Genomic DNA, 15219 nt, shown 5'->3' on the forward strand with positions numbered 1-15219 from the left:
CAGGCTTTCCATAGGTGTTAGAGGCGCGACACCGGGTACGTCCATCAAGCACTTCTACAAAAGAGGTCGAAGCTGTTATACAATTGTCTAAACAGCCCGCGGATGCCTCGAGGTATTTTCAGCAGATGATCACCGTGAACGGCCTCGTCGCCATCGATACTCTCGGCCTTGTTTTTCGGGCTGGCGGCGCGGGTGGGGATCGTCTGGTTACATGGGCGCACGCCTGCGACTTGCCCGATCCTTGGAGATGGGTCGCTGCCGGAGATCTGGTAATGACAACGGGTGCCAGCATCCCGACGGATCCTGTCGAGCAGGCCAATTGGCTCAATCGTCTGGCCGATACGAACGTAGGTGCGCTTGTGGTGGCGGCGCGAGCTGATGCCCCCCGGATGCTAGACCAGATGTTGGCCGCCGCGGACGCACGCAAGTTCCCCGTGCTCGAAGCAAGCTTCGAACTCGAATTTGTCAAGCTCGCACGAAGAGTGATCGAGAGCGCACTGCAATCACAGCGAAACCGGCTCGAGGCAAGTCAACGGTTGTTTCAGTCGTACACCTCTGCGCTCCGGGAGCGTAACGATTTCGAGGGACGCCTGGCCACGCTTGGTAGACGTGAAGAATGGCACGTGGAAATCCGCGATCCGGTCAGCGGCGACCCGATCGCCTCGTCAGGCGAACTTCCGGCTGGCGGCGGAAGGCCAGAAACTGCGGACATCCCGGGCCGCGGGCGCGCGGTCTTAACGGTGCGCCATCACAAGGAGAACAAGATTATCGATCCACTCCTTGTCCATTATCTGGCCGGATTGGTCGCGGTCGAGCTTGAGCAACAGGCGATCGAGCGAGATCATCGCCGCGTCGAAGGCGAAATCCTCTTGCGCGATTTCCTGAACGGAGCGGTAGATTTCGCCGCCGCTCGCGCGGTGCTCGAGCGAAGAGGTCTGCACGGGCCACTGGTCGCTCTCGCCATCGATCCAGCCGGCCCCACTTCGTGGGACCCGCAAGATATCCACCATGCGTTTGCATTGCGTTCGATAAGTCCCTTATTGCTGCAAGAAGATGTTATGATCGCGGTCGTGCCCGATCGGGAATATCTCATCCGGACGATAGTGAACGCCTTGGGCTCGGAATCGAGGGCGGGAGTAAGTCGACCAATCATTGGCGCCGACTTCCTAGAGAGCGTAAATCAGGCCAGGCTCTCGCTTGCACGTGCGCGCGAAGGCCAAGTTTGCCTCGTCAAATACGGATCAACCGAAACGCTCACCGCCTTGGCACCCAAAACCCTCGCCGAGGCGCGCGATCTAGTGGATCGATACCTGGGTCCGCTGATCGAGTACGACCGCGATCATGACACATCGCTTTTGGCTACTCTCTCCACGTTTCTGACCAATGACGGTAGCTGGAAGGTGACGGCGGCCAAGTTGAGCATTCATCGCCAGACGCTGGTCTATAGATTGCGAATGATCGAGCAACTGACAGGGTTGAGACCGGCTTCAACCTCCGGAACGACAGCCTTCTGGCTTGCGCTGCAGGCTGGGCATTCGGCGGGACTCCTGCGCGCACCATGAGAGAACCGTTCGTAAAAATGCTGATGAAAGGTAGCAAGGCGCTGGAGACTTCACGAGTGATGCGGAATAACCGTGATCGGCTCAGACGTTGCCCCTGCGCGTCCGCCGTAAAGCTGATCCGCTTGAGTTCTACAGGAGGCTCGTCTAGATCCCGATCTCCCGAGTGAACCGCATCGCTATTGTCGTGTTCGCGGGGAAAGAGGAAGAAAACTCCCGAAAGCGAGGAAAGAAGAAAAATCGACTTTTCGGAGTCAGAGGGAGGAGCAGTTCAGGTGGCCAGGCTTGGCCTCAGATCAACCAACAGATCCTTCGAGTCGACGTGAGCACCGGGACCGACGAACAGCTCGGCGACCGTTCCATCGTGCGGCGCGTGCAGCATAGTCTCCATCTTCATGGCTTCAAGGGTAAGCAGCACATCTCCAGTCTTAACCTCCTGATTCTTGACGACATTTACAGTCGACACCACACCGGGCATCGGCGCAGCGATGTGGGCCGGATTCCCACTCTCGGCCTTCTGGCGTGCTTTGACAGTGGCGGCCGCGGCCCGATCAGGAACGGTGATGACGCGTGGCTGCCCGTTCAATTCAAAAAATAGCTCGACCTGCCCGTCTTCGCGCGGCTCGCCGATTGCCACCAGCTGCACGACCAGTGCTTTGCCCCTTTCGATCTCCAGCGTCACCTCGTCCCCAATCTTCATGCCATAGAAAAAGACGGGCGTCGGCAGTACGGATACCGGACCGTACTTGCGCTGGAGTGCGACGAACTCGCTGAAGATCTTCGGGTACATCAAATACGCGGAGAACTCGGGCTCATTGAGCGCACGGCCGCACGACTTCTCTGCCTCCTCGCGCCGTTGATTGAGATCCGCATCAGGCAGAAGCGATCCCGGTCGGACGACGATCGGCGCCTCCCCCTGCAAGGCTTTCTTCTGCAAGACTTTCGGCCACCCTCCCGGTGGTTGGCCCAGATCGCCGCGGAGCATCTCCACGACGGAGGCTGGAAACGCGATATCGCGGTCCTCGGCGGCAACATCCTCTGACGTCAGCCCCTGCGATACCATCATCAACGCCATGTCGCCGACCACCTTCGACGATGGTGTCACCTTGACGATATCGCCGAACAGGTCGTTCGCCGCACGGTAGGCCCTCGCAACGTCGTGCCAGCGCGCCTCAAGCCCCAGAGATCGAGCCTGCTCCTTCAGATTGGTGAATTGACCGCCTGGCATTTCATGCAGGTAGACCTCCGAAGCGCCGGCCTTGAGGTCGCTTTCAAAAGCCGCATACTGGGACCGTATCTTCTCCCAGTAGAAGCTGATGCGGCGGATGGCATCCGGGCTAAGACCAGTGTCGCGCTCGGTACGCGCAAGCGCTTCGACGATCGATCCAAGGGTCGGCTGCGATGTCGTTCCGCTCATAGAGTCCATCGCCGCATCGATCGCGTCTACCCCAGCTTCCACGGCAGCGAGGATTGTGGCTCCTGCAATGCCTGAGGTATCGTGTGTGTGCAAATGGATCGGCAGACCGACTTCCTGCTTCAGTGTGGAGATCAGGACGCGCGCCGCGGCGGGCTTCAACAGGCCTGCCATATCCTTCAGGCCGAGAATGTGAATTCCAGTCGCCTCGAGCTCTTTCGCAAGCGCAATATAATATTTGAGTCCGTACTTGGTACGACTGGGGTCGAGGATATCGCCGGTATAGCAGATCGCCCCCTCTGCCAGCTTGCCACTTTCGACCACGGCGTCGATTGCGACGCGCATATTTTCAACCCAATTCAGACAGTCGAAAATGCGAAACAGGTCCATGCCGGCCTCCGCGGCCTCACGGACGAAATGCCGGACCACGTTGTCCGGATAGTTGGTATATCCGACGCCGTTCGCGCCACGGAGCAGCATCTGAGTCAGGATGTTCGGCACCCTCGCCCGAAGATCGGTCAACCGCTCCCATGGATCTTCCGCGAGAAAGCGCATCGCCACGTCAAATGTCGCTCCGCCCCAGCACTCGACCGAAAGGAGCTGCGACAGCCCGGCCGCATAGGCTGGGGCAACCGCAACGATGTCCTTCGTGCGCATCCGTGTCGCGAGCAATGACTGATGAGCGTCACGCATGGTCGTGTCGGTCACCAGCACGCGCTTTTGCGCCTTCATCCAGCCAGCAAACGCCTTGGGGCCGAGTTGCTCCAGCAGCTGTCGGGTTCCCTTCGCCGGGGGATCTGCGAATTGCGGCACGCTCGACACCGGCGCGCCAGAGACCGGCTTTACCCGGCCACGAGTTTCGGGATGACCGTTCACGGTAACATCGGCGATCCAGGTTAGCAGCCTGGTCGCGCGATCTTGGCGTGCCTTAAAATCGAACAGCGCGGGGGTCTCGTCGATGAACCGCGTGGTGTAGTCGTTCGAGCGGAAACGTGGATGGCCAATCACGTTATGCAGAAACGCAAGATTAGTTGCCACGCCGCGAATGCGATACTCGGTCAGCGCTCGCGTCATGCGTGCGATGGCTTCGTCCGGTGTCGGTGCCCAGGCTGTGACCTTTTCTAGCATTGGATCATAGAACCGCGTGACCACTGCACCGGAATAGGCCGTGCCGCCGTCGACGCGAATGCCAAACCCCATCGCGCCGCGATAAGCGGTGATCCGACCGTAATCGGGGATGAAATTGTTTTCCGGATTCTCGCTTGTGATTCGGCATTGCAAGGCGTTACCGAACAAGCGGATATCCGCCTGCGGCGGGACTCCGGTCTCGGCCGCATCGCCGATATGGCCGCCACCGGCGATCCTGATCTGAGCCTTGACGATATCCAGACCTGTCACGACCTCCGTGACCGTGTGCTCGACCTGGATGCGCGGATTGACTTCGATGAAATAGAACTGGCCGGTTTCGGCGTCCATCAGGAACTCGACCGTGCCGGCGCCGACATAATCTGTCGCCCTGCCGATCTCGAGCGCGGCACCGCATAGTGCATCACGCGTCCGCGCATCGAGGTATGGAGCCGGGGCCCGTTCGATGATCTTCTGGTTGCGCCGCTGAATTGAGCAGTCACGTTCGAACAGGTGAACCAGGTTGCCATGCCGGTCTCCTAGGATCTGCACCTCGACATGGCGTGCACGGCGCACGAGCTTCTCGAGATAGACCTCGTCTTTGCCAAAGGCCGCGCGCGCCTCGCGCTTTGCGCTAAGGACCGCATCGACGAGTCGGTCCTCGCTTTCGACGGGCCGCATGCCACGGCCGCCGCCGCCCCATGAGGCCTTGATCATCACTGGATAGCCAATGGCCTTCGCCGCGGACAAGATTGCTTCCGGATCGTCAGCCAAAGGATCGCTCGCCGGCATGACCGGCACTCCGCAGGAGATTGCGAGATTGCGCGCTGCCACCTTGTTGCCGAGCGTGCGCATCGTCTCGGGGGACGGACCGACGAACACGATGCCTTCGCGCGCGCAGGCATCAGCGAACTCCGGGCTCTCGGAGAGAAACCCATAGCCCGGATGGATCGCGTCGATGGCGTGCTCTCTGGCGACCTTGATGATTTCGTCGATCGAAAGGTAGGCCTCTAGCGGGCCCCTGCCCTTCCCGATCTGGTAGGCTTCGTCAGCCTTGAACCGATGCAGGGAGAGTTTGTCCTCCTCTGCATAAACGGCAAATGTTCGCAATCCCAGCTCGGACGCGGCTCTGAAGATTCGGATTGCGATCTCGGAGCGATTTGCGACAAGAAGATTTCGCATAGCCCGCAGGTCAGTCTCAATCACCATCCTAAGCCTGCCGCCACATCTTTGCGAAACGACTCCAAGACCCAAGCGGCATTCATCTTCCGATCTCCCTAATAGACGACGACTTTCTAGTTGGAAGATCGATTTGTTTTCCTGCAAACTTGGAGCGTGAGAGCCCTGCGGATGCAGAAATTCAGCTCAGTTTGGCGCTGAGACGCAGGATTCTCAACACGACGTTAGAAATGGGAATAACGACCTTAATGAACTCGCCCGAAACCTGCGGATCCGCTAGATCGAATTGTGAATGAACGGGTGATCCGTACGCTGGTAGAGCCGTGGAAGGGATAGATTAGGTCAGTCAGAGATAGGCCCGCGAGGTGACGAGACGGAGTTCGTCGAATCCGATGCGGTCAAAATGTCCGTGCTGTCTCGTTGCTTCCTAAATTGGGAAGGGACGACGAGCTCACATGTTCGATTGCGAGCTTGAAGAATTCACCGAACGGCACTCTCGGCTTCCCATCTTTGAGCCAGTCGGGCTCACGGGCACAGCGATCGCCAATTGCGTAATACCGCCGAGGTTTGAACAGATCGAGGCTTAAGGCTGATCATCAGCAAACAGGATTTAGACAATGCGGCTCGAACAATGCCACAACTTCCATGACTTCCGTAAGCTCGCGCTGAAGCGGCTGCCGGGACCGATCTTCAACTACATCGACGGCGGTGCGGACGATGAGGCCAGTCTTCGGCGGAACAGCACAAGCTTCGAGCGCTGCGATCTTGTGCCGAACGTGCTGCGCGGTGTGCAGGACGTCGACCTGTCCGTGACTGTGATGGGCCAGAAGCTTGCGGTGCCATTCTACTGCTCCCCGACAGCGCTGCAGCGCCTCTTCCATCATCGGGGAGAGAGCGCGGTCGCTGCTGCGGCAGCAAGACACCGGACCCTGTTCGGCGTCTCTTCGTTGGGAACGGTCAGTCTTGAGGAGCTACGCAAAACGCACGACACGCCACAGGTTTATCAATTCTATTTTCATCGGGATCGTGGGTTGAACAGGGCCATGATGCAGCGTGCCAAGGAGGCGGGAGTCGAGACCATGATGCTGACGGTGGACAGCATCACCGGTGGAAATCGCGAGCGCGACCTTCGTACCGGCTTCAGCATCCCTTTCAAGTTAACGCTTGGCGGGCTGACCCAATTCGCCATCAAGCCAATGTGGGGCATCAACTATGTCACCCATGAACGATTTAAACTACCGCAACTCGAAGAGCACCTCGACATGAGCGGCGGCGCTATGTCGATCGGTCGCTATTTCACCGAGATGCTCGATCCCTCGATGGACTGGGACGATGTCGCCGAGATGATACAGATCTGGAACGGACCGTTTTGTCTCAAAGGCATCATGTCGCCCGACGACGCAAGGAGAGCGGTCGAGATCGGCTGCGCAGGAATCGTCCTGTCGAACCATGGCGGCCGCCAGCTCGACGGATCGCGCGCCGCATTCGATCAGCTTGCCGAAATCGTCGATGCGGTCGGTGACCGGATCGATGTGATGATGGACGGCGGCATCCAGCGTGGAACGCACATCATCAAGGCACTGGCGTTGGGCGCCAAGGCGGTAGGGATCGGACGGTACTATCTTTACGCCCTCGCGGCTGCGGGGGAAGCTGGGGTCGAGCGCGCGCTCGCGTTATTGCGTGCCGAGGTAGAGCGCGGCATGAAGCTGATGGGCTGCAAGTCTGTAAGCGAGCTATCGCGCGGAAATCTGCGTTTCAGATCCTCCTGAAAAACTCTGAATCGCAGCACGTCGGATCGGCTCGTGAATCTGCCTTGAACGCGCTTACCCAGTGATCTCGGACAGTACGAAGGTAAGCCACTCTGTGTTGAGGTGCACGCGCACCTCAGCTGCGGCCGCGGCACCGTGGCCCTCATTTTCGTGGATCCGCATTAAAGCTGGCTTGCCTTTCGCTTGTCCAGACTGGAGACGCGCCACAAACTTTGAGACGTGACAGGACGGGCAGCGTGGGTCGGTCGCGCCAGCAATCGCCAGAAGCGCCGGGTAAGCAACACCAGGCCTGATAGCGTGATAAGGCGATGTTGCGAGAATACGCTCAAGGTCTTGCGGATCATCGGGATCGCCAAACTCGATGTTTCCATGCAAATAGGGTCGCGTGAACCAGTCTACGAGATCCAGTACTGGTACGAGGGGAACTGCTGCAGCCCAAAGATCGGGTCTTTGCGTCATCGCCACACCAGCCATCATACCCCCGTTTGACTTTCCGGCTACGGCCAGCCGCTCAGGTTGGGTGAAACCCTTCTCAATCAGGTCTTCGGCAACAGCGTACAAATCGTCGTACCCGTTCTGCTTGTTTTGTGCTCTCCCCTCCAGCCACCAGCGAAGTCCAAACTCTGAACCGCCTCTGATATGGGCATGGACGAAAATACAGCCGGCCTCAACCACGGTGGCCATGGCACCTGGGAATTCAGGGATGAGCGGACGATTGCTCGCCCCGTATGCAAAGATCAATGCAGGACGCGGCCCGGTTTCCCTCCGTCTTTTTCCAACGACATGATACCGCACATGCGTGCCATCCTTGGACCGCGCCGTGCCTTCTTCAACTATCGCATCGGGAATAGTCGTGGCAGGCGCAACGACTGTTTCCAGACCGCCGCTTGATGGGTCATGCTTATATATGCCCCATGAAGTCGTTAGGGTTGAGACCACAAACAGAGGCGTTGTTTCGAAGGTTGGTCTCGTCAGGTTCATTATCGGAAAGATGCCCTCAGTAATCACGCCGAGAGGGGGTAGCCTAACGCTATCGATAAACTCGCCGTTCAATCCGTAGATATGAACGCCTGAATAGGTATCATCAAACAACGTGACGTAGAAACGATCTCCTGCGGGGATGATCGTCCTGAGAACAACATCGGATTCGGGAACGATCTCGTGCCAAGTGTCCATTGAGCCATCACCGGACAGAGGTATACTGACGATCCGCCCCCGATTGGCGCCGACGAAGGTTACAGCAATGTATCGGTCACCAAACACCTGACCTGGGAGCCCCCCTTCTGCCTCGCGAACGAAGGGACGCCATTTGGCATGCGGATCAGCGAGATCAAGCACCGCAATGGGAACAGGGTCCGATAATCCCTGCACCGCAATCGCCCACGTAGTCCCGGGCCGAATGAATACACCTCGGTAGTCTGCGTTTTGAGACCAGGTAATGTCGGCTCGGCCGGTGTGCTTTGACTTGAGATCGTGAAGGAAGACTTCAAATCCTCCATCGACGGATCGATTTGGCAAGCCCGTGAAATAGAAGCCGCGGTTGTCGGGTAGCCAGTGAACGCCGCCCGTCCAATTGTCCATCAGTGGAATATCAGGAACATCCGGTAAAACGTGGCCGGTCGATACGTCGATCAGTATGATACGATTATTTTCACTCCCATCTTCGCACAATCCGAGAGCAAGTATTTTTCCATCCGGGCTTGGACTGATCCAGGTGATCGTAGGTACGGCTGATTCGAGATTAGTCGTGTCATATAGGATACTTCCGGAAGCGGGAAATCTTGGCCCAGTCCAGACAACCGGCCTGCCGCTCTCGAGATTGCTCGAGATCCAAAACCAAGCGCCCCCAGCGAACCTCGGAAGTTGGTCCGGCCGAGCGACATCATATCGGCCGATGGCCCCCGAAACGAATTCGCGACTTGGAAGCCCGGCAAGGTAGTTTGAGGTCAGTCTATTTTGTTCCGCCACCCACGCTTGCGCCCGCGGGCTGGCTTCCGCGAGCCAGTTATATTCGTCGGGCACAGCCCTTCCGCCTAGTCGAACCACCGTCGTTTCCGCAGCCGTGACAGGGTAGTCAAAAGCCGAAGGATGCATGTCACTTCTCCAAGTGTGTGGCTCGTGCTTGAATTCGCCTAGCGAGGCTAACTCTCGTCGCTACCGATGCGAGAGCCTGTTCGCACCGGAGTGGCCGCAGATGAGTCGCGGGCGGCCAGCAACAGGTGAGTGAGAGTTGGAGTAACTAAGAACAGCGCACCGGTGATGGCTCAGCAAGACCCGATTGCAGTCGTTGAGTTGTCTCCTGATGAGTCAGAAGACAACTATCGATTATGGCTTGCATTCTGGCGGGGTCGAAACAATCTCTGCGCCCTATTGCAACGAGCGAGTTCCGGCGAATGGATGGAAGGCGCCCCTGAAAGTCGAGAGAAGATCGTTTTCCGACCAGTTGGAATAGACCAGGCTCGCCGGGCGCGTCATCGAAGAACAGAGCCCCCTTAGCACGATATATGCTCGTCGGAAATTGTCCAACGGCCTCGCGAAATGCAGCCAGACTAAGCAGTCGATTTGACTGCCAACTCCAGGAAACAAACGTGCGATCGTGCGTTTGCATGTCTCCGTCGACGAGACCGACAGCCCGCATCGCGCTCCACCGTCTCCTTCGCTGATGATCCACTCCGAATACGATTTCGGGAGAAATGTCTGCGTGTGCCGCCTCAAGAATTCGCACGTACGGCAACGCATCGCGCAAGGTCTTTGAAATAGACTTTATTGCTGCCCTCGAGCTTGCATCCACCTTGTTGAGGACCACGATATCTGCAACGGCAGCCTGCTCGATGGCAAATTCCGTCTCCTCATAAGTGAGACTTGGAAAATTTAGGCAATCGATCAAGCAGAGTATGCAATCCACGGTTAGCCGATCACTCACGCCGTTTGAGAAAAACGTTTCGGCCACGCGGCGCGGCTGTGACACCCCGCTGGTCTCGATAATGATCTGATCTGGAGGCCTCTCAGTTGCAAGAAGCTGGCGAACACCGCCGGCCAAGTCGGAATTGATATTGCAGCAAATGCAGCCATTCTTCAGCGAAACGACGTCAGGCCTGATCTCGCCTATGATTTCGGCATCTATGTTGAGCGCTCCGAAATCATTTACAAGTACGCCGAGTCGGCGCCCTTCGGGGTTTGCCAGCAAGCGGCGGACGAGGGTCGTCTTTCCAGCTCCTAGAAAGCCGCCGATAATTGTCACAGGCGTCATTTCCGCTCCGCGACAGGTTGCACCCGAATACCATCGACATACGTTTCAAGAACTCTGATGCTCCGCAAATTCTCAGGGTCGACGGAAAGCGGACTCTGATCGAGCACAACAAAGTCCGCGCGCTTTCCTTCAAAAATACTTCCGACCAGGTGCTCCATCTGGAGATGGTAAGCAGCATCAATCGTTACCGCCCTCAGCGCAGTTGCAATATCGACTTGCTCGCCAGGTCCGATGACCTTACCGGATTGGGTCTTCCGTGTTGTCGCGAAGTACAGACAGAGCATTGGATCTGGCCATGTCATAGGAGAATCGCAATGATACGAAACGCGCATTCCCAGCCGCGCCGCAGTCCCGAACGGCAATATCGCGTCCCCCCGCCCCGGACCGAACATGTCCGCGCGCATCGGATCGCCCCAGTAATATGCGAGAGGATTGAAGAAGCTACAAACCACTCCGAGTCTATGAGCGCGCTCAACCTGATCCGGCCTCATCGTCGTGCAGTGTTCTAGCCGACAGGGGCCGTTTGCATTCGGATACTTTTTGAATAGTTCCTCATACAAGTCGAGCGTAACATCGACCGTGGCATCTCCTTGAGTGTGCACCGCCAATTGCCAGCCTTGCGAAATTGCCGCGGTCATTAACCTTTTCTGTTCGTTGACGGTGTATGTGCCTTGGCCACGGTTGTCGATAGGAAGGTTTAGCTTCTTGATGGTCAGATCAGTGTTGAGATAGGGCCGTGATACTGCAGCGGTGCCGGCAAAGATCGAGCCGTCCGCCCAAAACTTGATCCCGATCGTCCTGAAGTGATCGTCGCCGCTTCCAAGTTTTGACATGTAGTGCTTGTCAAGGATTCCGGCCTCATACACGCGGATCCGGATGGGGAGAGTTTCCTGCTTGCGGACGGCCTCAAAGTAGCCGGCCCAATCTGGAAACATGCCGATCTCGGCCGCCGTTGTGTATCCTGCAGCGGAATATTTCGAGAGCCACTCCCGGAGTTCGCGGACCGCACGGTCTTTTCCGCATTTTTCGAAAAAGATGTCGCGCGCATGCCAGAATGCATTCTCTGTAAATCTCGTCGGACGCCCCTGCTTGTCGCGGAAAACGTGCTTTTCAAGCGTGGGATCAAGATCTCCGCTCAGACCGCAAGCCTCAATCGCTTTGCTGTTGAGGTACGCAGCGTGAAAGTTGAACACGGTTATTGAAAGAGGATTGTCTGGCGCTATGCCGTCAAGCTCCTCAAGGGAGGGCTCTCTCACACCATCGTGTAACGTCGAATCCAAACCAACCGCCATGATGTACTCGCCAGGCTTGGCCTTTGCGACCCGACGCCTGATCTTGGCGAGAGCAGCGTCGTAGGTCGGTGTGTGCACGGCGCGAATATCGATAACGGGATCACCCCAACACAACGCACTAAAGAGAGGATGCCCGTGCGCCTCGATAAAGCCAGGCAGGAGAGCAGCGCCCTTGAGATCGATGAGCTCTGTTTTAGGCTGACCAAGAACGAGGATGTCATCCGTGCTACCGACCCTGACGATCTCGCCATGCTTTACGGCGACTGCCTCGGCAGTCGGCTGCGCGCGGTCCATCGTGATAATGATGCCGTTGAAGAATATTTGATCGACCATCTTGTCCTCAAACTGTTGCTGCTGTCTGGGTACAGCGCGCGCCGGCCGGAACGTCGTGGAAGTTCGGCCCGGCGACGGGACTTGGGCAAGCCATGAGCACGGCGGCGATTCAAGGCTTCTTTGGATCTTGCAGGTCCTCGCTGGAGATGACCTTGCCGAAGTGCACCCATCGCGTGCCATCAAACTTCTTCATCTGAAGCTGCTCGATCGGATAGAAATCGTCCTCACTGGTGGTCATAGACATACCGGGCAGAAGGAGCGGCAGGGTTATTCCCTTCATGCTCGCCGCGTGCTTCATGATGTGGCCGCGAGTCAAATCATCGCCGCACTGTTTGAGGACGTGGACCAGCGTCTGAGCTACCGTGTAGGCGTAGGCGTTCGACTTTGAGCTTTTGTCACCGGCCGGATAGTACTTATCCATGAAGGCATAAAAGTCCTTCATCCCCGGATCGTCAGCCCATTGTGGATCGCCTGTGTCCTTCAGATAGGCAGTCGAGAGAATGCCGGTCGAGGTCTCGAGGCCGGCGGGCTTCAAGACATCGTTGACCACGTCAGAGACGTTGGAGAGAATTTGCGTCGGCTTCCAGCCGATCTCGTAGACCTTCTTGATAGCCTGAGCCGCGAATTTTGGCGTGGCAACGTTGATGAAGACATCCGCTCCAGACGCCTTCAACTTGATTACTTCCGAGTCCACCGTCGGCTGCGAGGCCTCATATGGCGTGGTTGCGACGATCATTGAGGCCTTGTCACCAAGCCCCATCTTCAGGCCTTTCAGAACATCCTTGCCGAAATCATCGTTCTGGTACAATACGCCGATCTTCGCGTTCGGAATATTCTCCATTAGCCAGCGGGCGTAGATAATGCCTTCGCTTTCGTAACTTGGCTGCCAACCCATGGTCCAGGGAAACTGCTTGGGATCCCCGAACGTAGCGGCGCCGGTCGCCACGAAGAGCTGCGGCACCTTCTTGCCATTCAGGTATTTCCGAATAGCGATATTGTGCGCAGTCCCCAGCGGCTGAAAAAGAAGCAGGACTTCGTCACTCTCCACCAGCTTACGCACCTGCTCGATCGTCTTGGGCGGCGAATAGCCATCGTCGTAGGAGATGAACTTGATCTTCCGTCCATTGATTCCACCTTCGTCATTCAGCTTGTTGAAATAGGCATCGAGTGTCTTGGCGATCGTCGAATAGGCCGACGCGGGACCACTGTATGGATTTGTATTGCCTATCTTGATTTCGGTGTCTGAGGCGCCGGGATCGTATTTGCCTGCTGCATAACTCGCGCCGGAGAGCGCGAGACCGGCGCCCAGCAGGAGACCTGCACTGCCGTACTTCAGGATCGAGCGTCTGCTCTGCATGGTTCTGCTCCATTGTGAAACTGCACTAATCTATTTTTTTGATGCGAGCGCCTTCACGGCGCGCACAATACCGCCGAGCCCGCTTGGCATGACGTACATGAGAAGAATCAAGACGAGCCCGTAGACAGCGCCGGATAGGCCCTTGGAAATCGCCTCTGCGAAGTTCGGGACAAACAGCACGAAGGCGCCACCGAACAGCGCGCCTGGCAACCAGCCGACGCCGCCGACAACCAGACCAACCAGAAGCGCAACAGAGAGCGAGAAGGTGAAAGAATCCGGGGCCACGAACTGGACCACGATCGCACCGAGCGCGCCGGCCACACCTGTGTAGAGCGCGCTGACGCCGAAGGCGAGCGACTTATAACCCGCCGTATTGATACCCATCGACCGCGCCGCGGTCGGATTGTCGCGGATTGCCATGAGGGCTCGGCCGCCGCGGCTCGCGATCAGATTGCGGGCGCAAACGTAGGCTGCGATCCCGATCGACAGCGTGAAAAGATAGAGCCATTGATCTTGATCGAGTGGTAGACCGAATGGAGCGTCGGGCTTGGTGAGCGTGATACCCGTAACGCCCGCGGTCCATGGCTCGAAAGGCGAGAGCTTGAAGAGCTGCGGCGTGACAACGGCAAGTGCAAACGTTGCGAGTGCAAGATAAACGCCTTCGAGGCGAAGTGCCGGCAGGCCGAAGAGGAAGCCGACAACGAAGCAGATGGTTCCGGCCGCCGGTAGGGTCCAGAAATAACCGACACCCCAGCGATCCATCATGATGGCGGCGGTATAGGCACCTACCGCGTAGAAGGCGCCATGGCCAAGTGAGAACTGGCCGTTAATCCCAGTCAGAATGTTGAGGCCAAGAATAGCGATCGCATAGACGAGCACCATGGTGAGCTGAAAAATGGTGAAATTGCCCACGAGGAAGGGCGCAGCAATCGCGAGCCCCAGGGAAGTGATGGTAATTGTGAGCCTACCTGCACTGAGGCGCTGCGCGGGATTGACGACAGTGGGCTTGCTCGTTGTGGCAGAAGACTGCCGCGCGATCGACGTCTCTATCGTCACGGTCAGACCCTCTGCACGACGGTACGACCGAAAAGGCCGGTCGGCTTGAAAACGAGCACGACGATGATCAGGAAGAGCGCGATCGGCAGCTTCAGCTCGGAGCCGATGACCGGGACATATGTACCCGCGAGATTCTCGATGATACCGACGGCGATGCCGCCCGCGACCGCTCCAGCAGGATTTGCCAAGCCGCCGAGCACAGCGCCAGCAAACCCATAGAGGAGAATCGACAGCATCATGTTTGGCTCGAGGAAGACGATGGGCGCGATCAGAATACCGGCGATCGCGCCAATCGCGGCGGCCATGCCCCAGCCGAGTGCCGCCATCCACCCGACACGGATCCCGACAAGACGAGCAGAGACCGGATTTTCCGCGGCCGCCCGCATAGCGAGGCCAATTCGCGTATAGCGGAAGAAGGCATAGAGCAGAACCAGGACGAGGAGCGTTATGGCGACCATGCCTATCTGCTGGTTACTGATCAGGCTGCCGAGTTGCGAGCCTTCACCGAAGGGGCTGGGAAACGGTCTGGTGGTGAAATCCCAGACGAAGCTTGCGGTGCTGTTGATGACGGCGTAGAGGCCGATAAAGACAACGACGTGGCTCAAGACGGGGGCGTCGCCGAGTGGCCCGATGACAATGCGCTCGATCGCAATTCCAACGACGAAGGAGACTGCCACTGTCAGCGGGATTACGAACCAGTAGGGAAGCCCCCATTGAAGCAGTTGCCAGGCGATGAAGGTTGAGAACATCGCCATCTCGCCCTGAGCAAAGTTCAGGTGGTGGATTGCCTGGTATATCATCACGATGGCGAGTGCCATGCAGCCGTAGATGCCGCCTGTCGCGATGCCGGTTACCAGTTGCTGGATCAGCAACTCCATGTGTTTT

General features: G+C 57.7%; 9 protein-coding genes. 2 read left to right on the plus strand and 7 right to left on the minus strand.

Annotated features, from left to right (window positions below):
* The first annotated feature begins 125 nt into the window (after positions 1-125).
* Positions 126-1562 (plus strand): PucR family transcriptional regulator, encoded by a 1437-nt coding sequence (locus IVA98_RS09120; protein WP_247354703.1) that lies wholly within the window; start codon positions 126-128, stop codon positions 1560-1562.
* Between the two features lie 268 nt (positions 1563-1830).
* On the opposite strand, the gene pyc is transcribed toward IVA98_RS09120, so the two are convergent.
* A complete protein-coding gene (pyc, locus tag IVA98_RS09125) occupies positions 1831-5307 on the minus strand; it encodes a pyruvate carboxylase (protein WP_247354704.1) in 3477 nt (1158 codons plus the stop codon).
* A 587-nt stretch (positions 5308-5894) separates the two neighbouring features.
* Here pyc and IVA98_RS09130 point away from each other — a divergent pair.
* Positions 5895-7046 carry an alpha-hydroxy acid oxidase gene (locus IVA98_RS09130; protein WP_247354705.1) on the plus strand — a complete coding sequence of 384 codons (1152 nt, stop codon included), beginning with the start codon at positions 5895-5897 and terminating at the stop codon, positions 7044-7046.
* Positions 7047-7100: 54 nt separating this feature from the next.
* Here IVA98_RS09130 and IVA98_RS09135 read toward each other — a convergent pair whose 3' ends face one another.
* The 6 genes from IVA98_RS09135 to IVA98_RS09160 all read right to left on the minus strand — a co-directional run bounded on the left by IVA98_RS09135 (position 7101) and on the right by IVA98_RS09160 (position 15212).
* Positions 7101-9140, minus strand: a complete 2040-nt coding sequence (locus IVA98_RS09135; RefSeq protein ID WP_247354706.1) for a prolyl oligopeptidase family serine peptidase — start codon at positions 9138-9140, stop codon at positions 7101-7103.
* Positions 9141-9285: 145 nt separating this feature from the next.
* Positions 9286-10296 carry a CobW family GTP-binding protein gene (locus tag IVA98_RS09140; protein WP_247354707.1) on the minus strand — a complete coding sequence of 337 codons (1011 nt, stop codon included), beginning with the start codon at positions 10294-10296 and terminating at the stop codon, positions 9286-9288.
* A complete protein-coding gene (locus IVA98_RS09145) occupies positions 10293-11921 on the minus strand; it encodes an amidohydrolase (RefSeq protein WP_247354708.1) in 1629 nt (542 codons plus the stop codon). Before IVA98_RS09145 ends, IVA98_RS09140 begins: the two co-directional genes overlap by 4 nt.
* 109 nt (positions 11922-12030) lie before the next feature.
* On the minus strand, positions 12031-13278 hold the full coding sequence (locus IVA98_RS09150; protein WP_247354709.1) for an ABC transporter substrate-binding protein: 1248 nt from the start codon (positions 13276-13278) through the stop codon (positions 12031-12033).
* Positions 13279-13308: 30 nt separating this feature from the next.
* On the minus strand, positions 13309-14334 hold the full coding sequence (locus IVA98_RS09155; protein ID WP_524536361.1) for a branched-chain amino acid ABC transporter permease: 1026 nt from the start codon (positions 14332-14334) through the stop codon (positions 13309-13311).
* Positions 14335-14336: 2 nt separating this feature from the next.
* Positions 14337-15212 (minus strand): branched-chain amino acid ABC transporter permease, encoded by an 876-nt coding sequence (locus IVA98_RS09160; RefSeq protein WP_247354710.1) that lies wholly within the window; start codon positions 15210-15212, stop codon positions 14337-14339.
* Positions 15213-15219: the final 7 nt, after the last annotated feature.

The sequence above is a fragment of the Bradyrhizobium sp. 160 genome (assembly GCF_023073735.1).
Taxonomy (GTDB): domain Bacteria; phylum Pseudomonadota; class Alphaproteobacteria; order Rhizobiales; family Xanthobacteraceae; genus Bradyrhizobium.